Annotated in this window: 23 protein-coding genes and 1 pseudogene; 7 read left to right on the forward strand and 17 right to left on the reverse strand. The window is 60.1% G+C overall.

The window, feature by feature from the left end; genetic code table 11:
• Positions 1–132: 132 nt before the first annotated feature.
• The 3 genes from ACWKV5_RS13645 to exbB are packed head-to-tail and all read right to left on the reverse strand — an operon-like array spanning position 133 to position 2,303.
• Entirely contained in the window at positions 133–882 is a 750-nt protein-coding gene (locus tag ACWKV5_RS13645; RefSeq protein WP_483841657.1) for an energy transducer TonB family protein, read from the reverse strand.
• Entirely contained in the window at positions 879–1,304 is a 426-nt protein-coding gene (gene exbD, locus ACWKV5_RS13650) for a TonB system transport protein ExbD (protein WP_483841658.1), read from the reverse strand. The genes ACWKV5_RS13645 and exbD overlap by 4 nt, the downstream gene beginning before the upstream one ends.
• 6 nt (positions 1,305–1,310) lie before the next feature.
• A complete protein-coding gene (gene exbB, locus ACWKV5_RS13655; RefSeq protein ID WP_483841659.1) occupies positions 1,311–2,303 on the reverse strand; it encodes a tonB-system energizer ExbB in 993 nt (330 codons plus the stop codon).
• Between the two features lie 189 nt (positions 2,304–2,492).
• Between exbB and ACWKV5_RS13660 the strand changes: the two genes are divergently transcribed.
• On the forward strand, positions 2,493–3,359 hold the full coding sequence (locus ACWKV5_RS13660) for an SDR family oxidoreductase (RefSeq protein ID WP_483841660.1): 867 nt from the start codon (positions 2,493–2,495) through the stop codon (positions 3,357–3,359).
• A 42-nt stretch (positions 3,360–3,401) separates the two neighbouring features.
• Here the strand turns inward: ACWKV5_RS13660 and ACWKV5_RS13665 are convergent, their stop codons facing one another.
• The 7 genes from ACWKV5_RS13665 to ACWKV5_RS13695 form a co-directional block, all read right to left on the reverse strand.
• Entirely contained in the window at positions 3,402–4,136 is a 735-nt protein-coding gene (locus ACWKV5_RS13665; protein WP_483841661.1) for a hypothetical protein, read from the reverse strand.
• 80 nt (positions 4,137–4,216) lie between these two features.
• On the reverse strand, positions 4,217–4,957 hold the full coding sequence (locus ACWKV5_RS13670) for a hypothetical protein (RefSeq protein WP_483841662.1): 741 nt from the start codon (positions 4,955–4,957) through the stop codon (positions 4,217–4,219).
• Between the two features lie 56 nt (positions 4,958–5,013).
• Positions 5,014–5,394 carry a RidA family protein gene (locus ACWKV5_RS13675; RefSeq protein WP_003229509.1) on the reverse strand — a complete coding sequence of 127 codons (381 nt, stop codon included), beginning with the start codon at positions 5,392–5,394 and terminating at the stop codon, positions 5,014–5,016.
• A 25-nt stretch (positions 5,395–5,419) separates the two neighbouring features.
• A complete protein-coding gene (gene spoT, locus ACWKV5_RS13680) occupies positions 5,420–7,525 on the reverse strand; it encodes a bifunctional GTP diphosphokinase/guanosine-3',5'-bis pyrophosphate 3'-pyrophosphohydrolase (RefSeq protein WP_027926347.1) in 2,106 nt (701 codons plus the stop codon).
• Positions 7,526–7,582: 57 nt separating this feature from the next.
• Positions 7,583–7,846: a DNA-directed RNA polymerase subunit omega gene (rpoZ, locus tag ACWKV5_RS13685; RefSeq protein WP_007894670.1), complete on the reverse strand. Its 264-nt coding sequence runs from the start codon at positions 7,844–7,846 to the stop codon at positions 7,583–7,585.
• Positions 7,847–8,013: 167 nt separating this feature from the next.
• Entirely contained in the window at positions 8,014–8,634 is a 621-nt protein-coding gene (gmk, locus tag ACWKV5_RS13690; protein WP_483841663.1) for a guanylate kinase, read from the reverse strand.
• Positions 8,635–8,646: 12 nt separating this feature from the next.
• Positions 8,647–9,510 (reverse strand): YicC/YloC family endoribonuclease, encoded by an 864-nt coding sequence (locus ACWKV5_RS13695; RefSeq protein WP_483841664.1) that lies wholly within the window; start codon positions 9,508–9,510, stop codon positions 8,647–8,649.
• 268 nt (positions 9,511–9,778) lie between these two features.
• Here ACWKV5_RS13695 and rph point away from each other — a divergent pair, with 268 nt between their 5' ends.
• Positions 9,779–10,501: a ribonuclease PH gene (gene rph, locus ACWKV5_RS13700; RefSeq protein WP_010465211.1), complete on the forward strand. Its 723-nt coding sequence runs from the start codon at positions 9,779–9,781 to the stop codon at positions 10,499–10,501.
• 29 nt (positions 10,502–10,530) lie between these two features.
• Positions 10,531–10,899 (forward strand): DUF4870 domain-containing protein, encoded by a 369-nt coding sequence (locus ACWKV5_RS13705; protein ID WP_310262492.1) that lies wholly within the window; start codon positions 10,531–10,533, stop codon positions 10,897–10,899.
• A gap of 72 nt (positions 10,900–10,971) precedes the next feature.
• Here ACWKV5_RS13705 and ACWKV5_RS13710 read toward each other — a convergent pair whose 3' ends face one another.
• Positions 10,972–11,751: a catabolite repression control protein Crc gene (locus ACWKV5_RS13710; RefSeq protein WP_007934608.1), complete on the reverse strand. Its 780-nt coding sequence runs from the start codon at positions 11,749–11,751 to the stop codon at positions 10,972–10,974.
• An 82-nt stretch (positions 11,752–11,833) separates the two neighbouring features.
• Here ACWKV5_RS13710 and pyrE point away from each other — a divergent pair, with 82 nt between their 5' ends.
• The gene (gene pyrE, locus ACWKV5_RS13715; protein ID WP_483841665.1) at positions 11,834–12,478 is read left to right on the forward strand and encodes an orotate phosphoribosyltransferase; all 645 of its coding nucleotides are present in this window, start codon (positions 11,834–11,836) and stop codon (positions 12,476–12,478) included.
• 114 nt (positions 12,479–12,592) lie between these two features.
• Here pyrE and argB read toward each other — a convergent pair whose 3' ends face one another.
• From argB to coaBC, 4 genes and pseudogenes are all read right to left on the reverse strand, one after another.
• Positions 12,593–13,498: an acetylglutamate kinase gene (gene argB, locus ACWKV5_RS13720; RefSeq protein ID WP_123436382.1), complete on the reverse strand. Its 906-nt coding sequence runs from the start codon at positions 13,496–13,498 to the stop codon at positions 12,593–12,595.
• Between the two features lie 25 nt (positions 13,499–13,523).
• Positions 13,524–14,900: pseudogene (locus tag ACWKV5_RS13725) on the reverse strand (phosphomannomutase/phosphoglucomutase); the annotation flags it as partial.
• 274 nt (positions 14,901–15,174) lie between these two features.
• The gene (dut, locus tag ACWKV5_RS13730; RefSeq protein WP_027926354.1) at positions 15,175–15,630 is read right to left on the reverse strand and encodes a dUTP diphosphatase; all 456 of its coding nucleotides are present in this window, start codon (positions 15,628–15,630) and stop codon (positions 15,175–15,177) included.
• Between the two features lie 5 nt (positions 15,631–15,635).
• Positions 15,636–16,844: a bifunctional phosphopantothenoylcysteine decarboxylase/phosphopantothenate--cysteine ligase CoaBC gene (gene coaBC / locus ACWKV5_RS13735; protein ID WP_027926355.1), complete on the reverse strand. Its 1,209-nt coding sequence runs from the start codon at positions 16,842–16,844 to the stop codon at positions 15,636–15,638.
• Between the two features lie 136 nt (positions 16,845–16,980).
• Here coaBC and radC point away from each other — a divergent pair, with 136 nt between their 5' ends.
• A complete protein-coding gene (radC, locus tag ACWKV5_RS13740; protein WP_483841666.1) occupies positions 16,981–17,655 on the forward strand; it encodes a RadC family protein in 675 nt (224 codons plus the stop codon).
• Positions 17,656–17,835: 180 nt separating this feature from the next.
• Here radC and ACWKV5_RS13745 read toward each other — a convergent pair whose 3' ends face one another.
• Positions 17,836–19,422, reverse strand: a complete 1,587-nt coding sequence (locus ACWKV5_RS13745; protein ID WP_483841667.1) for an ABC transporter substrate-binding protein — start codon at positions 19,420–19,422, stop codon at positions 17,836–17,838.
• A gap of 446 nt (positions 19,423–19,868) precedes the next feature.
• Here ACWKV5_RS13745 and rpmB point away from each other — a divergent pair, with 446 nt between their 5' ends.
• The gene (gene rpmB / locus ACWKV5_RS13750) at positions 19,869–20,102 is read left to right on the forward strand and encodes a 50S ribosomal protein L28 (protein ID WP_007894701.1); all 234 of its coding nucleotides are present in this window, start codon (positions 19,869–19,871) and stop codon (positions 20,100–20,102) included.
• Between the two features lie 11 nt (positions 20,103–20,113).
• Complete coding sequence (rpmG, locus tag ACWKV5_RS13755) at positions 20,114–20,269, forward strand: 50S ribosomal protein L33 (protein WP_007894709.1); 156 nt, start codon at positions 20,114–20,116, stop codon at positions 20,267–20,269.
• A gap of 187 nt (positions 20,270–20,456) precedes the next feature.
• On the opposite strand, the gene ACWKV5_RS13760 is transcribed toward rpmG, so the two are convergent.
• Positions 20,457–20,819 (reverse strand): cupin domain-containing protein, encoded by a 363-nt coding sequence (locus tag ACWKV5_RS13760; protein WP_483841668.1) that lies wholly within the window; start codon positions 20,817–20,819, stop codon positions 20,457–20,459.
• Positions 20,820–20,899: the final 80 nt, after the last annotated feature.

A 20,899-nucleotide genomic window follows, 5' to 3' on the forward strand; every position in this document is an offset into this window, starting at 1 on the left:
TGCCTCCATGGCTTTGCACTTAACCCTGTGGGAGCGAACCTGCTCGCGAAGAGGCCATTGCCTTCAACATCTTCGTGACAGTTACACCGCTTTCGCGAGCAGGCTCGCTCCCACATTGGGTCGGTGTTGCTTTTAGCGGCGGCGTTTTTCCAGGGAATACAGGAACGGTGCCGTGATTTCGATGGTGCCGTTGGTGAGCATGTCGGCCGGTGGCTTGGGCAGCGGCTGGGCGCGGCGGATCATTTCCAGAGTGGCCCGGTCCAGATCGGCAACGCCTGACTGGCCCACCAGTTCGAACGACAACACATTACCTTGACCATCGACGACGAAACGCAGGCGGTTGGTGCCTTCCTTGCCCCGATTCTGCGCACTGGCCGGGTACTTTTTGTACTTGCCCAGGTGAGCGAGCAAGGTGCCTTCCCAACTGGCCTTGGCAGCTTGCTGTGCAGCGGATGGGCCTTGTACCGGTTGTGCGGATTTCTCCGTGGGTGCCTGGGTCGGTTGCGCGTCGCTCGGTTTAGCCTCGGACGGCTTTTCCTTCGGCGGCTCCGGCTTTTTCTCCACAGGCTTGGGCGGTTGCGGCTTCGGCTTGGGTTTGACCGGCTTGGGCACGGCAATCTCGGCCTTCGGCGCTTCAGCCAGTTTCGGGATCGGCAGCTCTTCCACCGGCGCCGGTGGTTGCGGCGGCGTGATGACCTTCGGCGGTGCAGGCGGTGGCGGTGCCGGGACGGGTGCCAACTCGACCAACATGGCTTGCGGCGGCAGCTCGATCGGCGGGCGCGACGTCCAGTTCAGCGCCAGCGCGATGGCCAGTGCATGGACGCCCAGCACCACGGCCAGGCTCCCGCTGTAACGCGTCAGCTTATGGCGCGTCGTGATCATTTCTTGACTGACTCGAGACCGACCAGACCCACCTTCAGGTATCCGGCGGAGCGCAGGTTGTCCATCACGCTCATCAGGTCGCCGTAATCCACGCCTTTATCGGCCTGGAAGAAGATCGTGGTGTCTTTCTTGCCCTGGGTCTTGGCGTCCAGCGTGGCGCCGAGGGCTTCGGCCTTCACTTCGTCTTCACCGAGGAACAGGCGCTGGTCAGCCTTGACGCTGAGGAACACCGGTTTTTCCGGACGTGGCGCCGGTTTGGCGGTGGAAGCGGGCAGGTCGACCTTGATGTCCACGGTGGCCAGCGGGGCGGCCACCATGAAGATGATCAACAGCACCAGCATCACGTCGATGAACGGCGTGACGTTGATTTCGTGGTTCTCGGCCAGATCGTCGTCTGCGCCTTCTTTCAAATGCAAGCCCATGGCTGATTACCCTACTTTGACCATGTGCGGTTGCGTGGAGCGCTCGGCGGTCGGCAGGTGATCGAGGTCACGGCTGACCAGCAGCAGGACTTCAGCCGAAGCGTCGGACACTTGAGCCTTGTAGCCGGCGATGGAGCGGGCGAAGACGTTGTAGATCACCACGGCCGGGATCGCTGCAACCAGACCCAGCGCGGTCGCCAGCAGGGCTTCGGCAATGCCGGGTGCGACAACGGCGAGGTTGGTGGTCTGGGTTTTGGCGATGCCGATGAAGCTGTTCATGATGCCCCACACGGTACCGAACAGACCCACGAACGGCGCGGTGGAGCCGATGGTGGCGAGGACGCCGGTGCCGCTGCTCATGTTGCGACCGCAAGCTGCCACCAGGCGCTCGAGACGGAAGGCAACGCGTTCCTTGATGCCTTCTTTCTCGCGGCTGTTGACCGACAGGCGCATTTCTTCCAGGGCGTCATGCACCAACAGGTTGGCGAGGGTGCCTTCCTTGGTGGCGGTCGCGCTGGCTTCTTTAAGGGTGGTGGCTTTTTTCAGGTGGACGATTTCGCTGCGCAGGCGACGCTTGGCGCCCATCAGCTCAAGGCCTTTGGCGATCCAGATGGTCCAGGTGATGATCGAAGCAATGGCCAGGCCGATCATCACGATTTTCACGATAATATCGGCGTTCTGGTACATGCCCCACGGCGACAGGTCGTGGGCCATGCCCAGGGTGTTGTCGGGTTCGAGCACTTCAGGCACGTCTGCAGCGTCAACAGCCTGAGCCTGAGCCTGAGCCTGAGCCTGAGCCGGATCGGTCGCGGTTGGCGCAGCGGCAGGGGTCGCGTGATCGGCAGGTGCTGGTGCCGCGGCGGCAGCCGGCGTGGCGGGTGCTTGTGCGTCAGCGAACGCGGCGGTCGGCGCGAGCATCAGGCTCAGCAGCAGAGCGGCCACTGCGCTCCAGGCGCGAGGGCGTTTGGTTGGCGAAGCGGAGAATTGATTGCGTGTCATGCTGGCCGGACCTGAGAGGAAAAGACGGTTAATGTTCTTCCAGGCCTCGTGAGGCCGAGAACAAAAGTGGCGTGCATTATTGCAAGTAATTCTTGTTAACAAAAGTAATAGAGTCTCTTTTTTTCCTGCATTACTAGCCGCTCGTCCTGTGCCGACGCTAGTCTGTGGCTTTGCGATGGGAGTTTTTCGATGTCCACACCCTCAGTTTTGATCGCCGGTTGCGGTGATGTCGGCAGTCGTCTGGCCACGCAATTGGTGGCTGGCGGGTGGGAGGTCCATGGCCTGAGGCGTGACGTTTCACGCCTGCCCGAGGGCGTCATTGGCGTTGCCGGCGACTTGTTCAAAGAGGACTGCCCCGAGACCTGGCCCATCGGTGCAGTGGATTACCTGGTGTATTGCGCGGCGGCTACCGATCACGACGAGGCCGGTTATCGCGCTGCTTATGTGCAGGGCTTACAGCATGTGCTGGAGTGGCTGAGCGACTATGGGCAAGTGCCGGAACGGCTGCTGTTTGTGTCCAGCAGCAGTGTGTATGGCCAGCAGGAGGGTGAATGGGTCGACGAGTCCTCGCCGACTATTGCCACGGGCTATTCAGGTCGCTTGATGCTGGAGGCTGAGCAGGTGGCACTGCAAAGCGGCATCCCGGCGAGCATTCTGCGCTTGACCGGCATTTACGGCCCGGGCCGCGAATGGCTGCTGACGCAGGTTCGTCGCGGCTATCGCGTGGCCGTCGATCCACCGTTGTACGCCAACCGTATTCACGCGGACGATGCGGCGGGGTTGATGGCGTACCTGCTGGAAGCGGATCGTCGCGGTGTGGCACTGGATGACGTTTATATCGGCGTCGACGATGCGCCTGCACCGCTGGCCGAAGTGGTGGGCTGGTTGCGCGAGTATCTGGGCGTGACGGAATGGGATGAAGACTCAAGCGTGCGGCGTACGGGGAGCAAGCGTTGCAGTAATGCGCGGGCCAAAGCGTTGGGCTGGACGCCAAAGTATCCAAGTTACCGCGAAGGTTATGCCGCGATACTTGCCCAGGGGAGTCGAGCTGAGTGAGCCGCTAAACAACAGGCGCCTGCGGGCGCCTTTGTTGTTGGGTCATTGTTTTACCAGCAGCCATTGGCGCGGGCCGGGGGTGAACTGCGGTATTTCGTCAGCCTGTGCGGTGTTCAGCGCCTGGAAAATCTCCAGTTGCTTGCCTTTGCGGACGAAAATCCATGTGTCACTACGGGCACCCGTGCCCAGGTACAAGGTGTCATTGCCTGCGCCTTGGCTGGCGCAATCACCGTCAAGGCATAACTCGTATCGGTCGGTTCCCGGTAACCCTGAGACATGGCCATCTTCGGTAAACACGACCAATTGACCTGTTCCATGACTGTCGATGATTTTCCACTGTCCGCCCATGTAAGCCGCGTTCAGGGCGCTCCTGAAAGTGCCCGCCCACTTTGCATGCGGTGTGGCGGTCTTGGTGGGGCGACTGAACACCTGCTGGAGGACGTGCTCCTTGGCCAGTTGAGTCAGTCGCTTGCCATCCAGGCGCAGCTCGTCAGTGCCATAGCCGTTGTAGTCGACGGTCCAGGCATTGGCTGACTTTTGCAGCAGCTGGCCTTCACCCCGCTCAAAACCGCTGCTCACTTGCGCCTGGCCGGTGCGGGTGTTGATGTCCCATTCCAGATCGCGGCCATGGGTGTTCAAGGATTCATGTAAGGACTGGCCTTGGGCCGCCGCATCGATGGCCGCCTGATTGATCCAGAGGCCGCTGATGTCCGTTTCTGCGGGCATGGAGGTGCAGCCGCCGAGCAGCAACAGGCCAAGGAAAAGCAGTGGGCGCATGATCAATCCTTGAAGGGCGGTCAGAGAATTCGACGGTGCAGGCTAAAGAAAAAGGAGCCCGTGGGCTCCTTTATTCTGTATCACTGTTTTTCCAGCAACCATTTGCGGTCGCCCGGGCTGAACTGCGGCATTTCGTCAGCCTGTGCGGTGTTCACCGCCTGGAAAATTTCCAGTTCCTTGCCCTTGCGCGCAAAGATCCAGGTGTTGCCTTGGCCGTTCAGTTGCAGCCACATGTTGTCGTTGCCGCCGCTCATCGACGCGCAATCGCCCGCCAGGCACAAGGCATAGCGGTCTGCACCGGGCAGGCCGGCAACCTGGCCGTCAGCCTGGAATTGCACGGTATTGCCTTCGCCCGGGCCGCTGACAATATTCCAGCTGCCACCCATGTATTCCGTATACAGCGCGCGTTCGAAGCTCGCACCCACCGGTGCACCTTCCGGTACCTGGATCTGCGCGCGGTCGAAGACCTGGGCCGGTTCGCTATCGAGCGCGGCCTGGCGCAGTTGCTTGCCGTCGCGTTTCAACTCACTAGCGGAACTGCCATAAAACTCGATCTTCCAGGCGCCGGACTCTTCGCCCAGCAGCTTGCCGTCGACGTTTTCAAAACCGTTGGTGTAGCGGGCCTGACCGGCCTTGGTATTGACGTCCCATTCCAGGTTCGGGCCATAGGCCTGGAGCGCTTCGCGCAGGGGGGCGCCTTTGGCTGCAGCGTCAATCGCCACCTGATTGATCCAGGTGCCGCTGATGTCACGATCGGCAGGGTTGCTGGCACAACCGCCCAAGAGTAGGGCGACCAGCGAGAGGGCTAGCGCATGGCGCATGGTGGAATCCTTTCAAGACAAGATCGGCGCAGCCTTTGGAAGGCTGCGCCGCACGTTTACTCGATGACCAGAATGGCATCCATCTCAACCTGCGAACCCTTTGGCAGGGCAGCCACGCCGATGGCGGCGCGGGCAGGGTAAGGCTGGTCAAAGTACTTGCCCATGATCTCGTTGACCTTGGCGAAGTGGCTCAGGTCGGTGAGGAAGATGTTCAGTTTGACGATGTCTTTGAACGAACCACCGGCAGCTTCGGCCACGGCTTTGAGGTTCTCGAACACCTGGACGGTCTGGGCTTCGAAGCCTTCAACCAGTTCCATGGTTTTTGGGTCCAGAGGAATCTGACCCGACATGTAAACAGTGTTGCCAGCCTTGATCGCCTGGGAGTAAGTACCGATGGCGGCCGGGGCCTTGTCGCTGGTGATAACAGTCTTGGTCATGAATGACTCCTTGTAAGAGTGGGCTTTACGCACGCATGCGGGTGATGCGAATCACACCGGTCAAGGCACGCAGTTTCTTGATCACGCGAGCCAGGTGCACACGGTCGTGCACGCTGACCACCAGTTGGACCACGCTGATGCGACCATCGCGTTCGTCCATGCTGATTTTTTCGATATTGCCGTCGGCCGCGTTGACGCTGCTGGCCAGCAGGGCGATCAGGCCGCGCTGGTGTTCCAGCTCGACGCGCAGCTCGACGTTGAATTCGCCGGTGACATCCTTGGCCCACGAGAGCTGGATGCATTTTTCCGGGTTGTGGCGGATTTCGCTGATGTTGCGGCAGTTGTCCAGGTGCACCACCATGCCTTTGCCCGCGGACAGGTGACCGACAATCGGGTCGCCCGGGATCGGTGTGCAGCACTTGGCGTAACTGAGGACCAGGCCTTCGGTGCCGCGAATCGCCAGCGGGCCTTCCGGGCTTGGCAGCTGTTCGCCTTCGCCAAGCAGGCGGCGGGCGACCACGTAAGCCATGCGATTGCCCAGGCCGATGTCTTCCAGCAGGTCTTCGATCAGTTCGAGGCGGTACTCGGCCAGCATCGCCGTGACGCGTTCGGGCTGGATTTTTTCCAGCGAACTGTCGAAGCCGTTCAGTACCTTGTTCAGCAAGCGTTCGCCCAAGCTGATGGATTCGGAGCGGCGTTGCAGTTTCAGCGCATGGCGGATGTGTGTCCGCGCCTTGCCCGTGACCACGAAGTTGAGCCACGCCGGGTTCGGCCGCGCGCCGGGAGCGCTGACGATCTCGACCGTGGAGCCGCTTTGCAGCGGTTCGGACAGCGGTGCGAGACGACGATTGATCCGGCAGGCAATGCAACTGTTGCCGACGTCGGTGTGCACCGCGTAAGCGAAGTCGACCGCCGTGGAGCCTTTGGGCAGCTCCATGATCCGGCCTTTGGGCGTGAACACGTAGACCTCGTCCGGGAACAGGTCGATCTTCACGCTTTCGATGAATTCCAGCGAGTTGCCGGCGCGTTGCTGCATTTCCAGCACGCCTTTGACCCACTGGCGGGCGCGGGCATGCGTGCCTTTTGGCTGCTCGTCGCCGCTGGACTTGTACAGCCAATGGGCGGCGATGCCGTTGTTGGCCATCTCTTCCATTTCACGGGTGCGGATCTGGATCTCGATCGGAACGCCGTGCATGCCGAACAACGTGGTGTGCAGCGACTGATAGCCGTTGGCCTTGGGGATCGCGATGTAATCCTTGAAACGCCCCGGCAACGGTTTGTACAAATTATGCACGGCACCCAGCACGCGGTAGCAGGTGTCGACCTTGTCGACGATGATCCGGAACGCATAAACGTCCATGATCTCGTTGAAGGCCCGACGCTTGCCGCGCATTTTCTTGTAGATGCCGTAGAGGTGTTTCTGGCGACCGCTGACCTCGCCTTGAATGCCGTCGACGGCCAGGCAGTGGCTGAGGGACTCTTCGATCTTGTTGACGATTTCCTTGCGGTTGCCCCGGGCGCGTTTGACCGCCTGGTTGATCCGCGCGGAACGCATCGGGTGCATGGCCTTGAAGCCGAGGTCTTCGAATTCTATGCGGATGGCGTGCATGCCCAGCCGGTTGGCGATGGGCGCATAGATTTCCAGCGTTTCCTTGGCGATCCGCCGGCGCTTTTCACCGGACAGGACTTCCAGCGTGCGCATGTTGTGCAGGCGGTCGGCAAGCTTGACCAGGATCACGCGAATGTCGCGCGCCATGGCCATGGCCATTTTCTGGAAGTTTTCGGCCTGGGCTTCGGCTTTGGTCTCGAAGTTCATCTGGGTCAGTTTGCTGACCCCGTCGACCAGTTCGGCCACGGTTTCACCGAACTGCGCTTGCAGCGCTTCCTTGGCAATACCGGTGTCTTCGATCACGTCATGCAGCATCGCAGCCATCAGGCTCTGATGGTCCATGTGCATGTCGGCAAGAATATTCGCCACGGCTAGAGGGTGCGTGACGTACGCCTCACCGCTACGGCGGCGTTGACCGTCGTGAGCTTGTTCGGCGTAGAAGTACGCTCGGCGAACCAGGTTGACCTGGTCCTTGCCGAGGTAGGTCGATAAGCGATCGGCGAGGGCGTCTATGCTCGGCATGATAACTCCTGCCGTTCGCTGTGACCCCGCGCCGTGCTACGTCGACCAGGCATAGGCTTAGACGGCCTCGTTGGACTCGTCCTCGAACGCTGCGAACAGCGGTTCGTCTTCGACGATTTCAGCGTTGGCGATGAACTCGTAGCTCATCAGGCCTTCCGCGATTTCGCGCAGGGCTACAACGGTAGGCTTGTCGTTTTCCCACTGAACCAGGGGCTCTTTGCCGCCGGTGGCCAGTTGACGGGCACGCTTGGTGGACAGCATGACCAGTTCAAAACGGTTTTCCACGTGGTTCAGGCAGTCTTCAACGGTTACGCGGGCCATGGTATTCCTCGGAGCGAATGCAATATGCGCGCTGCCCGGGTGGGCGAGCGGACTGAACAGTTTAAAAAATCACCAGCGTTTAGGGAAGCGCTGATTTTTTGACCAAGCCCTTCAACGCGCTGCAAGTGCCAATGTAAAGCCCTTGCAGCGGTTTTGGGAAGTGCTGTTTAGCTGAGCAATTCGGCCAAAAGTTTTCCGTTACGCTGCTGCTGGCGCTTCTGATGCAGCTGATTAGCGCGGAAAATTGCCTGCAAATCGCGCAGCGCGTGGGCGAAATCGTCGTTGATGATCAGGTAATCGTAGTCGACGTAGTGGCTCATTTCGCTGACGGCTTCGCGCATCCGGCCTTCAATGACCTCGTTGCTGTCCTGGCCGCGATTGTTCAGGCGCTGGTGCAAGGCTTCCAGGGACGGCGGCAGAATGAAGATCGAACGCGCCTGGGGCATCAACTTGCGCACTTGCTCGGCACCCTGCCAGTCAATTTCCAGAATCAGGTCGTGACCTTCGTCCAGCGTCTGTTGCAGGTGGCTTTGCGAGGTGCCGTAGAGATTGCCGAATACTTCGGCGCGCTCGAGGAAATCGCCGTGCTCGATCATCTTCACGAAGTCGCTGCGGTCGACGAAGTGATAGTTCACGCCATTCACTTCACCGGGGCGCATGGCGCGGGTGGTGTGGGAGACCGAGACGCGGATCTCCTGATCAGCGTCGGTCAGGGCCTTGACCAGGCTGCTCTTGCCCGCGCCCGAAGGGGCGGAAATGATGTACAGGGTGCCGGTGCTGTGGGTCATGTCGGGTTTGCCTTACTCAATATTCTGCACTTGTTCACGCATCTGCTCGATCAACACTTTGAGGTTGACCGCCGCCTGGGTGCTGCGCGGGTCGAAAGCTTTGGAGCCCAGTGTGTTGGCTTCGCGGTTGAGCTCCTGCATCAGGAAGTCCAGGCGCCGACCAGCAGCGCCGCCGGATTTGAGCACCCGGCGAACTTCGATGATATGAGTGCTCAGGCGATCCAGTTCTTCGGCGACGTCGCTCTTTTGCGCGAGCATGACCATTTCCTGCTCCAGACGCTGCGGGTCGAGGTCGGCCTTCATGTCGGTGAAGCGGTCGAGGACTTTCTGGCGCTGGGTGGCGAGCATCTGCGGGACCAGTTCACGCAGGGTGACGACGTCTTCCTCAATGGAGGTCAGGCGATCGTTGATCAATCGCGCCAGCTCCGCGCCTTCGCGCTCGCGGCCGGCCTTGAGTTCTTTCAGGCCTTCGTTGAACAGCGCCAACGCCTCGGCATTCAAGGCTTGCGGGTCGGTGGCGTCGCCTACCAGTACGCCGGGCCAGGCCAGCACTTCCAGCGGGTTGAGCGCCGCAGGGTTCTTTATCAGGCTGGCAATCGTCTCGGCGGCGGCGACCAATTGCGCGGCGCGCTCGCGGTCCACTTGCAGTGGTTTGTCGGTGTTTTCTTCGGTAAAGCGCAGGGTGCATTCAAGCTTGCCCCGTGAGATGCCCTGGCGAAGGGCTTCGCGGACCGCGCCTTCGAGATCCCGAAAGGACTCCGGCAGGCGCAAGTGCGGCTCCAGGTAGCGGCTGTTGACCGAGCGCAGTTCCCAGCTCAGGGTGCCTTGGGTGCCGGCTTTTTCTACGCGGGCGAAGGCGGTCATGCTGTGCACCATGGAGGTACCTCGCAAGTCGGGTTTGCGTTACCAAAGGTTTCGCGGGCCCGATATCTGTGAATTAAAGCCGACAGGCAGCAAAGGCGCAGGATTGTAGCGCAGTGGGGCGGATGCGCCCAAACACACGGTGTGACAAAAGGGCTGCAGGCCGTCGGTAAAGCGCTGTTCAGGGCCTTCGGTCGTCGGGCGGATTTTTTAGAAGTGCCCAGTCGTGGCCAGCGGCTCTATAATGCTCCGCAGTTTTCCGTCCCCCGTACAGGTATTCCCTATGAAACGTCCAAGTGGTCGCGCTGCCGATCAGCTCCGCTCGATCCGCATTACCCGCAACTACACCAAACACGCCGAGGGTTCTGTACTGGTCGAGTTCGGTGACACCAAAGTCATCTGCACCGTCAGCGTCGAAAACGGCGTGCCGCGTTTCCTCAAAGGCCAGGGCCAGGGCTGGTTGACCGCCGAATACGGCATGCTGCCGCGCGCCACCGGCGAGCGTAACCAGCGTGAAGCGAGCCGTGGCAAGCAAGGCGGCCGTACCCTGGAAATCCAGCGTCTGATCGGTCGTTCCCTGCGCGCTTCGCTGGACATGTCCAAGCTCGGCGACGTAACTCTGTACGTCGACTGCGACGTAATCCAGGCTGACGGCGGCACCCGCACCGCGTCCATCACCGGCGCCATGGTTGCACTGGTCGATGCCTTGAAAGTGATCAAGAAGCGCGGCGGCCTGAAAGGCGGCGACCCGTTGAAGCAAATGATCGCGGCCGTTTCCGTGGGCATGTACCAGGGCGAACCTGTGCTCGACCTCGACTACCTGGAAGACTCGGCTGCCGAGACCGACCTGAACGTAGTGATGACCAGCACTGGCGGCTTCATCGAAGTTCAGGGCACTGCCGAAGGCGCACCGTTCCAGCCGGAAGAGCTGAACGCCATGCTGGAACTGGCGAAAAAAGGCATGACCGAAATCTTCGAGCTGCAAAAAGCTGCACTGGCCGACTGATCGGACCCGCTTCAACCAAGGAGGACGTTATGAGTGATGAGCAAGAGCTGCTTCCCATCCCGAGCAAAGAGGCTCGGCAGTGGGCGATGTTTTGTCACTTGTCCGCCTTGCTGGGGATCTGGATTCCGTTCGGCACGCTGATCGGCCCGCTGATTCTCTGGCAGATGAAGCGCGAGATGGACCCGTTTGTTGATGCACAGGGCAAGGAAGCGCTGAACTTTCAGATCACCGTCGCCATTGCCTCCACCATCTGCTTCTTGCTGATGGTGGTGATTATCGGGTTCTTCATGTTTGGCCTGGTGGCGATTGGCGCATTGGTGCTGACGATCATTGCTGGCGTGAAGGCTAACGAAGGGTTCCCTTATCGTTACCCATTCACCTGGCGGTTGATCAAGTAAGCCCCCACACAAATCGTCACCCACAAAAAAGCCGACAGTGATGTCGGCTTTTTTGCATCTGCGAAACGACGCTTAGATAGTCAGCGTCCAGTCGTAGTCCACGATCAGCGGTGCATGCTGCGAGAACCGTGGCTGACGTGGCAGGCGCGCACTGCGAACAAAGCGGCGCAGGCCCGGGGTCAGCAACTGGTAGTCGAAACGCCAGCCCAGATTGAGCATCTCAGCCTGTTCGTTATCCGGCCACCAGCTGTACTGGTCACCTTCACGGCTGACTTCGCGCAGGGCATCTACATACCCCATGTTGCCGACAATCTCGTCCATCCAGGCACGTTCAGGTGCCAGGAAGCCCGGGGATTGCTGGCTGTCGCGCCAGTTCTTGATATCCAGCTTCTGTTGCGCCACGTACAGCGAGCCACAGTAAATGTACTCGCGACGTTTGCGTCGCTGTTTATCCAGATAACGGGCGAAGTCGTCCATTAGCTTGAACTTCTGGTTCAAGTCTTCATCGCCATTCTGCCCCGAAGGGAGCAGCAAGGTCGCGATGCTGACCTTGTCGAAATCGGCTTGCAGGTAACGCCCGTAGCGGTCGGCCGTCTCGAAGCCGAGACCGCTGATGACTGCCTTCGGTTGCAACCGCGAATACAAAGCCACGCCACCCTGGGCAGGAACTTCGGCTTCGCAGGCATAAAGGAAGTAGCCATCCAGTTGGAAGGCTGGATCGTCCAGTTCAAAGGCGGAGGCGCGGGTGTCCTGCAGGCAGATGACGTCGGCATTCTGTGCTTGCAGCCAACTGAGCAAACCACGCTCGACTGCAGCCTGAATACCATTGACGTTCACACTGATGATCCGCATAAATGGCCCCAAAAATCGCGTGCGTGTATGATACACGGCGTCAACCTAATTAGCTAAATCCGTGGTATTTGGGGTTTTTTTCATGCAAGCGTATCAGCGCGATTTCATTCGTTTTGCCATCGATCGCGGCGTTTTGCGCTTCGGTGAGTTCACCCTGAAGTCCGGGCGCACCAGTCCTTACTTCTTCAACGCCGGCCTGTTCAACACGGGTTCGGCCCTTGCGCAGCTGGGGCGTTTCTACGCGGCAGCCATCGTCGAGAGCGGTATTTCGTTCGACGTGTTGTTTGGCCCGGCCTACAAAGGCATCCCGTTGGCGGCGACCACGGCAGTGGCCCTGGCTGAACACCACGAGCGCGATCTGCCGTGGTGCTTCAACCGCAAAGAAGCCAAGGCCCACGGCGAAGGCGGCAGCCTGGTCGGCGCACCGCTGACCGGCGACGTGCTGATCATCGACGACGTGATCACCGCCGGCACCGCGATTCGTGAAGTGATGCAGATCATCGCTTCCCAGGACGGCGCCAAGGCCAAGGGCGTGCTGATCGCCCTGAACCGTCAGGAGCGTGGCAACGGTGAGTTGTCGGCAATTCAGGAAGTGGAGCGTGATTTCGCGATTCCGGTGATCAGCATCGTTTCGCTGAACCAGGTGCTGGAATTCCTCGCCGACGATCCGCAGCTCAAGCAGCATTTGCCCGCCGTAGAAGCGTACCGCGCCCAATTCGGCGTGTAACACCAATCCCCTTGTGGGAGCGAGCTTTTGTGGCGAGGTGGTGTGCGACAGGGATCGCAGGCAAAAAAAGACCCCGCTCAGCCAGACTGAGCGGGGTCTTTTTGTGTGTGCTGCTTAAGGACGCTTGCGATTGCTGATCAGGGTACCTACACCGGTATCGGTGAAGATTTCCAGCAGAATCGCATTCGGTACCCGGCCATCAATGATCAACGAGCTGCCCACGCCGCCCTGAACCGCTTCCAGCGCGCAACGGATCTTCGGCAGCATGCCGCCGTAGATCGTGCCATCAGCGATCAGCTCGTCGACCTGCTGGGTAGTCAGGCCAGTCAGGACCGTGCCTTGCTTGTCCATCAGGCCGGCGATGTTGGTCAGCAGCATCAGCTTTTCAGCTTTCAGTGCTTCGGCCACTTTACCGGCCACCAGGTCGGCGTTGATGTTGTACGACTCGCCGTTGGCGCCGACGCCGATGGGCGCGATCACCGGAATGAAATCGCCTTTGACCAACAGGTTCAGCAGGTCAGTGTTGATGCCGACCACTTCGCCGACGTGGCCGATGTCGATGATTTCCGGCGTCGTCATCTCCGGCGTCTGGCGAGTGACGGTGAGCTTCTTCGCACGAATCAGCTCGGCGTCTTTACCGGTCAGGCCGATGGCGCTGCCGCCGTGACGGTTGATCAGGTTGACGATGTCTTTGTTGACCTGGCCGCCGAGGACCATCTCCACCACGTCCATAGTCGCGGCGTCAGTGACGCGCATGCCATCGACAAAGTGGCTCTCGATCGACAGACGCTTGAGCAGGTCGCCGATTTGCGGGCCGCCACCGTGAACGACAACCGGGTTGATGCCCACGGCTTTCATCAGCACGATGTCGCGGGCGAAGCCGGTTTTCAGCTCCTCGCTTTCCATCGCGTTGCCGCCGTATTTGATCACCAGCGTCTTGCCGACGTAGCGGCGAATGTAAGGCAGCGCTTCGGACAGGACCTTGGCGGTGTTGGCGGCGGCTTCGCGTTCGAGGGTCATTCAGGGCTCCGGGTGCTTCGTTCAATCAAAACGGTAATTGGAGATCAGGTGCAACACGTTTCAGCTGGGTGTGGAACACGTCCTTGATGCGCTGCAATTCAGCCTCATCGTCGGCCTCGAAACGCAGCACCAGCACCGGCGTGGTGTTGGAGGCGCGCACCAGGCCCCAGCCTTTGGCGTAGTCGACTCGCACGCCGTCGATGGTGGTCAGGTCAGCGCCTTCGCCCCACGTCGCATCGTGCAGTGCATCAATGATGCTGAATTTGCTCTCTTCGGTCACATGGATATTGATTTCCGGCGTAGAAATATCGTTCGGGAAGGTCGCAAACAACTCTTCCGCGGTGGATTCTTCCTTGCTGAGGATCTCCAGCAGCCGCGCGGCGCTGTAAATGCCGTCGTCGAAACCGAACCAGCGCTCCTTGAAGAAGATGTGCCCGCTCATTTCGCCGGCCAACAGTGCGCCGGATTGTTTCATTTTCTTTTTGATCAACGAGTGACCGGTCTTCCACATTAGCGGCCGACCGCCATATTCCTTGATCAGCGGGACCAGGCGGCGGGTGCATTTGACGTCGAAGATGATCTCCGCATCCGGGTTGCGCGCCAGCACATCGCGGGCGAACAGCATCAGCAGGCGGTCGGGGTAGACGATGCTGCCGGTGTTGGTCACGACGCCAACGCGGTCGCCGTCGCCGTCGAAGGCCAAGCCGAGGTCGGCGTTGGTTTCCTTGACCTTGGCGATCAGGTCGACAAGGTTTTCAGGCTTGCCCGGGTCCGGGTGATGGTTCGGGAAGTTGCCGTCGACGTCGCAGAACAGCGGAATGACTTCGCAGTTCAGCGCTTCGATCAGCTGTGGGGCGATCACGCCGGCCGCGCCATTGCCGCAGTCGACCACGACTTTCAGGCGACGGGCCAGTTTGATGTCCTGGACGATTTCGGAGTTGTAGCGGTCGAGGATCTCGACCTTGGTCACGCTGCCTTGGCCGCTGCTCAGGTTGTGGGTCTTGAGGCGGTCGTGCAGGGCCTGGATCTGTTCGTTGGCCAAGGTGTCGCCGGCGATGACGATCTTGAAGCCGTTGTAATTCGACGGGTTGTGGCTGCCGGTGAGCATCACGCCCGATTTACCGGCCAATACGTTGGCGGCGTAGTACAGCGCCGGCGTCGGCACCAGGCCAACGTCGCTGACGTGGCAACCGGCATCGGCCAGGCCTTTGATCAATTGTTCGACCAGTTCCGGGCCGGACAGGCGGCCGTCGCGACCCACCGAAACGTTCGGTTCGTCCTGGGCCAGGCTCTGGGCACCGATGGCGCGACCGAGCCAGTAAGCGGTTTCAGCGTTCAAGAACTCCGGGACGGTGCCGCGAATGTCGTACGCACGGAAAATGCTGTCGGGAAACTTGGGGGCGACTTGGGCGGGGGTGTTCATCTGTGGGAATGCTCCATCTCGAAAGTGGCTGTACCTGCCTGCGACAAATGCATCGGCCGGCTCAAACTGAAGGGTATGACGGCGTTTTCCACGGAGAGTTCGTGGTGCGAAAAGGCCATGCCACCGGGATTAGCGGAACCTGGGGCGGCCAATACCTTGATTTTCGGCGGTAAACCTTCCAGATGAACTTTGTAATTCAGTGCGAAACCTGTGGGGGCGAGCAAGCTCGCTCGCCACAGGGTTCTCTATCGGATCAATGGCTACCGGAATGTCCGAAACCGCCCGTGCCGCGCTGGGTTTCGACGAACTCTTCAACCATTTCGAAATGCGCTTGAACCACTGGCACCAGCACCAGTTGTGCCAGGCGTTCGCCAACAACCATCGTGAATTCGGTCTGGCCACGGTTCCAGCAGGACACCATCAACGGACCCTGGTAATCGGAGTCGATCAAACCGACCAGGTTACCCAGCACGATGCCGTGCTTATGGCCCAGGCCGGAGCGCGGCAGAATCAGTGCAGCCAGGCCCGGGTCGCCGATGTAGACCGACAGGCCGGTCGGGATCAGCACGGTTTCACCCGGCTTGATCACGATGTCTTTTTCCAGCATGGCGCGCAGGTCGAGGCCGGCGGAGCCTGGGGTGGCGTATTGCGGCAGCGGGAATTCGGTACCGATGCGAGGGTCGAGGATCTTGGCTTGCAAAGCGTGCATGTAAATTAAACCTGGTTCAGACGTTCGGCGATAAAAGTGATCAGCTGGCGAGCAATCTTGCTCTTGCTGGTCTGGGCGAAAAGTGTGGCGTGAAGCTCACGGTCGATCACGCTGCAGGCGTTTTCTTCGCTGTTGAAGCCAATGCTCGGGTTGGCGACGTCGTTGGCGACGATCAAATCGAGATTCTTGTCTTTCAACTTGCGCGCAGCGTAGTCGAGCAGGTGTTCGGTTTCGGCAGCGAAACCGACACTGAACGGACGGTCGGGGCGCGTGGCGATGGTGGCCAGGATGTCCGGGTTACGCACCATCTGTAGCAACAAGCCGTCGCCGTTCGTAGGGTCTTTCTTGAGTTTCTGTGGGGCGACGACTTCCGGGCGGTAGTCCGCGACCGCTGCCGAGGCGATAAACAAGTCGCAAGGGATCGCGGCTTCGCAGGCGGCGAGCATGTCGCGGGCACTGACCACGTCGATGCGCGTGACGCGATCCGGCGTAGGCAGGTGCACCGGGCCGGTGATCAGGGTCACGCGGGCGCCGGCTTCCACTGCGGCTTCGGCCAGGGCGAAGCCCATTTTCCCCGAGCTGTGGTTGGTGATGTAGCGCACCGGGTCGATGTTTTCCTGGGTCGGGCCGGCGGTGATCAGCACGTGTTTGCCGGTCAACGCTTTGCGCTGGAAGCAATCCGCCGCGCACTGGGCGAGTTCGACGGCTTCGAGCATGCGGCCCAAGCCGACGTCGCCACAGGCCTGGCTGCCGGAGGCCGGGCCGAAGGCTTTGATGTCGCGGCTTTCGAGGGTTTGCAGGTTGGCCTGGGTTGCCGGATCGCGCCACATCGCCTGGTTCATCGCCGGAGCAACGGCAACCACGGCGTCGGTGGCCAGCACCAACGTGGTCAGCAGGTCGTCGGCAATGCCTTGGGCCAGGCGGGCGATCAGGTCCGCAGTGGCGGGGGCGATCAGTACCATGTCAGCCCATTTGGCCAGCTCGATGTGGCCCATGGCAGCTTCTGCCGCCGGGTCCAGCAGGTCGAGGTGGACCGGGTGGCCGGACAAGGCCTGCATGGTCAGCGGGGTGATGAACTCGCTGCCGCCACGGGTCATGACCACGCGCACTTCGGCGCCCTGGTCGATCAGGCGGCGAACCAGGTCGGCGCTCTTGTAGGCAGCAATGCCGCCGCCGACGCCCAGAACGATGCGTTTCCGATACAGCCGCTGCATAGGTCTGCCTTTCATTTCGTTGATGACAGCATGGCGAGACCCCCTCCCCAGGGATGAAATCGCCAGCAAAAAAGATGGGCTACGATATCACAGCGACCGCTATGGAACAGCGGCGCCCACATACAGGGAAGGTGCTATGAGTATTCGTGATTGGCCGGCGGCGGAGCGGCCGCGGGAGAGGTTGTTGGAGTTGGGCTCGGCGAGTCTTTCGGACGCAGAGCTGCTGGCGATTTTTTTACGCACTGGCGTTTCAGGTAAAAGCGCGGTGGACCTGGCGCGACACCTGCTGAATCAGTTTGGCAGCCTGCGCTCATTGCTTGAGGCCGATCAGGTCGCCTTCAGCAGGCAATTGGGGCTCGGGCCAGCGAAATTCGCTCAGTTGCAAGCGGCACAGGAGATGGGCCGGCGGCATTTGGCCGAGCGCGCACGTCAAAAGTCAGCGCTGGAGAACCCGCAGGCCGTTCGGGATTACCTGAAATCGATGCTGCGCCACGAGCCTCATGAGGTATTTGGCTGTCTGTTTCTGGATTCCAAGCATCAAGTGCTGACCTTTGAGGTGCTGTTTCGCGGCTCCATCGACAGCACCAGTGTCTACCCGAGGCAAGTGGTTAAGCGCGCGTTGGCCCACAACGCCGCGGCGTTGATTCTGTGTCACAACCATCCGTCGGGCAATTCCAATCCCAGTCAAGCCGATCGTCAGTTGACCAAGCGCCTGCAGGAGGCGCTGGATCTGATTGACGTGCGGGTGCTTGATCATTTCATCATCGGGGATGGCGAGCCGTTGTCCATGGCGGAGTACGGGTGGATGTAGCGGGTCGACGAACACAAACCTCCTGTGGGAGCGGTCTGTGGCGAGGGGGCTTGCCCCCGTTTGAGTGCGCAGCACTCACAAGATCATTGGTGTATCAGAGACTTTGGGGCTGCTTCGCAGCCCAGCGGGGGCAAGCCCCCTCGCCACAGTCCGCTCCCACAGGTTTTGTGTGGGGGCGGGCTACTTGAGGTTGACCTTCGAGTAATCCTGGCGGCCGAACGGGCTCACCGAATACCCCTCGACATCCTTGCGCGTCAGCGCAAACGCCGTCGGGTGCGCCAGCGGCAGCCACAACGCCTGCTGCTGGATCTGCGCCTGTGCCTGCTCATAGAGCTTGGTACGCACGCCTTGCTCGCCAGTGGTCTTGCCCGCACTGATCAGCTTGTCCAGGTCCTGATTGCAATACCGGGCGAAGTTGGTCCCGGACTTGACCGCGGCGCAGGAAAACTGCGGCGTGAGGAAGTTGTCCGGATCACCGTTGTCGCCGGCCCAGCCCATGAACAGCAGGTCATGCTCGCCAGCCTTGGCGCGACGGATCAGTTCGCCCCATTCGATCACCCGGATCTCGGCCTGAATGCCGATTTCCGCGAGGTCGGACTGAAGCAACTGCGCACCGAGGCTTGGGTTGGGGTTGAGCAGGCTGCCGGAAGGTCGGGTCCAGATGGTGGTCTGGAAGCCGTCTTTCAGCCCGGCCTTGGCCATCAAGGCCTTGGCTTTCGCAACGTCGTGCGGGTAACCCGGCAGGCCTTTGGCGTAACTCCAGGTGTTTGGCGGGTAGGGGCCGTTTGCGGGCTCGGCGGTGTCCTCGAACACGGCTTTGATGTAGTTGGCCTTGTCGAAAGCGAGGTTGATCGCCTGGCGCACTTCCGGCTTGTCCAGCGGTGGATGCTGGCTGTTGATGCCCACGAACGCGGTCATGAACGCGTCAGTCTTTTCGACTTTCAATGTCGGCTCTTTCAGCGCGGCCTGTACGTCCAGCGGCTTGGGCGACAGGGCGATCTGGCATTCATTGCGACGCAATTTCTGTAAGCGCACGTTGGCATCCGGGGTGATCGCGAAGATCAGCGGGTCCACCGAAGGCTTGCCGCCGAAGTAGTCGGGGTTGGCCTTGTAGCGAATCGAGGCGTCTTTCTGGAAGCGCGTGAACACGAACGGGCCGGTGCCGATGGGCTGGCTGTTGAGCTTCTCCGCGGCGCCGGCCTTCATCAGCTTGTCGGCGTACTCGGCGGAATAGATCGAGGCGAAGCCCATGCTCAGGGTGGCCAGGAACGTCGAGTCCGGGTGATCAAGGGTGAAGCGCACGGTCAGCGGGTCCAGCGCGTCGATCTTCTTGATCAGCGTGGGCAATTGCATCGATTGCGCGTGCGGGAAGCCGCTCTGGGCGACTTTGTGCCACGGGTTGGCCGGGTCGAGCATGCGCTCGAAGCTGAAGATTACGTCTTCAGCGGTCAGTTCGCGCGTCGGGCTGAAGTATTCAGTAGTGTGGAATTTCACGTCCGGACGCAGTTTGAACACATACGTCAGGCCGTCGGGTGTGACTTCCCAGCTGTCCGCCAGGCTGTGGACCACTTTGCCGCTGGCCGTGTCGAAGTCCACCAGGCGGTTCATCAGCACGTCGGCCGAGGCGTTGGTGGTGGTCAGCGAGTTGTATTGCACCACGTCGAACCCTTCGGGGCTGGCCTCGGTGCAGACGCTAAGCGCCGCGGCATGGGCCAGTGGGCTCAGCAGGAGAGGGGCGAGCAACAACGGTAGGGCAGCGAGGCGCATGGTCGGATTCCTTTACAGATCGAAGGCCCATCTGCAAGTGCAGTCTGGAAAAGGCTTACCCTAGTGGGCTCTTTTGCAAATGACTATCCCCTTTTTCATTTTAAGGGGAGTATGTGCGATTGTTTTCAGTGCGCGCCGGCTGAGAAGAACCCTGGATTGGCCGGTTGGCCGATTCTCTGCGACGAGCGGTCTTTGGCGACGATAGCCTTTATCCAAGGCGCTCGTGGCCCGAAAAACCGGGTTTTTATTTAGTCTGTGCACACGGAATGTTGTTGCTCTTCAGTCTTTCTGGTATAAAGCAGCGCTCTTTTCTAGGGGCCCGGTTCCTTCACTGTAGGTGTAGCCGGTAAGACCTCTAAAGAAACGCGGCGCCTGGCGCCAAATGACTGAGAGATTAAGCGGCCAACCCATGCCGGGTTGGGCATGTGGTTTTAGAGGGCTGAGGCATGTCGAGAGTATGTCAAGTTACCGGTAAGGGTCCGGTGACTGGGAATAACATTTCCCACGCAAACAACAAAACCCGTCGTCGTTTCCTGCCGAACCTGCAGCATCACCGCTTCTGGGTTGAAGAAGAGAAACGTTTCGTGCGTCTGCGCGTATCTGCCAAAGGCATGCGTATTATCGACAAGCGTGGCATCACTGTCGTGCTGGCCGAAATCCGCAAAGCCGGCAAGATCTAAGGGAGCTAATCATGCGTGAATTGATTCGTTTGATTTCGAGCGCCGGTACTGGTCACTTCTACACTACCGACAAGAACAAGCGTACTACCCCGGACAAAATCGAGATCAAGAAATTTGATCCGGTTGTTCGCAAGCACGTGATCTACAAAGAAGGCAAAATCAAGTAATTGATTTTTCTCTCTTACGAAAAAGGCCCGTATCGCGAGATACGGGCCTTTTTTGTTGTCGCAGTTTTGTGGTGTCTCTCACGGCCTCATCGCTAGCAGGCTCACTCCTACAGGAGATCTGTGTTGATCACAGAACCTGTGGGAGCGAGCCTGCTCGCGAAAGCGTCGGCCCGGACAACCTGAATCCTCAAGCCTTCTGCTCAAACGCCACATAAATCTTGCGGCACGACTCCAGCACTTCCCAAGTGCCCCGGAACCCGGCAGGAATCACGAAACGGTCACCCGCACGCAGGGTTTTGCTGTTGCCGTCGTTGTCGCGCAGCACCGAAACCCCTTGAACGATTTCGCAGTACTCGTGTTCGGTGAAGTTCACCGTCCATTGCCCGACTTCGCCTTCCCAAACACCAGCATTCAACTGCCCGCACGGGCTGTTGTAGTGGTTGTACACCGCTTGCTCGGGATCGCCCTTGAGGACTTTCGCCGGATCCGGCCGATAGCGCTCGGGCGCGGTCGTGGCTTGGCTGAAGTCGACGACATCCTGGATATTCATTGTTGTAATTTCCCGTGATTGCCTGAAAAGACCAAAGTCTATGTTTATTAAAATGAACATCGCAAGGCCGTTTGACGGCC

Source organism: Pseudomonas oplopanacis (assembly GCF_057128725.1).

Excerpts from the sequence above, each read along its gene's own strand:
- ACWKV5_RS13645 (WP_483841657.1), bottom strand. The coding sequence starts at position 882 with ATGATCACGACGCGCCATAAGCTGACGCGTTACAGCGGGAGCCTGGCC.
- exbD (WP_483841658.1), bottom strand. The coding sequence starts at position 1,304 with ATGGGCTTGCATTTGAAAGAAGGCGCAGACGACGATCTGGCCGAGAAC.
- exbB (WP_483841659.1), bottom strand. The coding sequence starts at position 2,303 with ATGACACGCAATCAATTCTCCGCTTCGCCAACCAAACGCCCTCGCGCC.
- ACWKV5_RS13660 (WP_483841660.1), top strand. The coding sequence starts at position 2,493 with ATGTCCACACCCTCAGTTTTGATCGCCGGTTGCGGTGATGTCGGCAGT.
- ACWKV5_RS13665 (WP_483841661.1), bottom strand. The coding sequence starts at position 4,136 with ATGCGCCCACTGCTTTTCCTTGGCCTGTTGCTGCTCGGCGGCTGCACC.
- ACWKV5_RS13670 (WP_483841662.1), bottom strand. The coding sequence starts at position 4,957 with ATGCGCCATGCGCTAGCCCTCTCGCTGGTCGCCCTACTCTTGGGCGGT.
- ACWKV5_RS13675 (WP_003229509.1), bottom strand. The coding sequence starts at position 5,394 with ATGACCAAGACTGTTATCACCAGCGACAAGGCCCCGGCCGCCATCGGT.
- spoT (WP_027926347.1), bottom strand. The coding sequence starts at position 7,525 with ATGCCGAGCATAGACGCCCTCGCCGATCGCTTATCGACCTACCTCGGC.
- rpoZ (WP_007894670.1), bottom strand. The coding sequence starts at position 7,846 with ATGGCCCGCGTAACCGTTGAAGACTGCCTGAACCACGTGGAAAACCGT.
- gmk (WP_483841663.1), bottom strand. The coding sequence starts at position 8,634 with ATGACCCACAGCACCGGCACCCTGTACATCATTTCCGCCCCTTCGGGC.
- ACWKV5_RS13695 (WP_483841664.1), bottom strand. The coding sequence starts at position 9,510 with ATGGTGCACAGCATGACCGCCTTCGCCCGCGTAGAAAAAGCCGGCACC.
- rph (WP_010465211.1), top strand. The coding sequence starts at position 9,779 with ATGAAACGTCCAAGTGGTCGCGCTGCCGATCAGCTCCGCTCGATCCGC.
- ACWKV5_RS13705 (WP_310262492.1), top strand. The coding sequence starts at position 10,531 with ATGAGTGATGAGCAAGAGCTGCTTCCCATCCCGAGCAAAGAGGCTCGG.
- ACWKV5_RS13710 (WP_007934608.1), bottom strand. The coding sequence starts at position 11,751 with ATGCGGATCATCAGTGTGAACGTCAATGGTATTCAGGCTGCAGTCGAG.
- pyrE (WP_483841665.1), top strand. The coding sequence starts at position 11,834 with ATGCAAGCGTATCAGCGCGATTTCATTCGTTTTGCCATCGATCGCGGC.
- argB (WP_123436382.1), bottom strand. The coding sequence starts at position 13,498 with ATGACCCTCGAACGCGAAGCCGCCGCCAACACCGCCAAGGTCCTGTCC.
- dut (WP_027926354.1), bottom strand. The coding sequence starts at position 15,630 with ATGCACGCTTTGCAAGCCAAGATCCTCGACCCTCGCATCGGTACCGAA.
- coaBC (WP_027926355.1), bottom strand. The coding sequence starts at position 16,844 with ATGCAGCGGCTGTATCGGAAACGCATCGTTCTGGGCGTCGGCGGCGGC.
- radC (WP_483841666.1), top strand. The coding sequence starts at position 16,981 with ATGAGTATTCGTGATTGGCCGGCGGCGGAGCGGCCGCGGGAGAGGTTG.
- ACWKV5_RS13745 (WP_483841667.1), bottom strand. The coding sequence starts at position 19,422 with ATGCGCCTCGCTGCCCTACCGTTGTTGCTCGCCCCTCTCCTGCTGAGC.
- rpmB (WP_007894701.1), top strand. The coding sequence starts at position 19,869 with ATGTCGAGAGTATGTCAAGTTACCGGTAAGGGTCCGGTGACTGGGAAT.
- rpmG (WP_007894709.1), top strand. The coding sequence starts at position 20,114 with ATGCGTGAATTGATTCGTTTGATTTCGAGCGCCGGTACTGGTCACTTC.
- ACWKV5_RS13760 (WP_483841668.1), bottom strand. The coding sequence starts at position 20,819 with ATGAATATCCAGGATGTCGTCGACTTCAGCCAAGCCACGACCGCGCCC.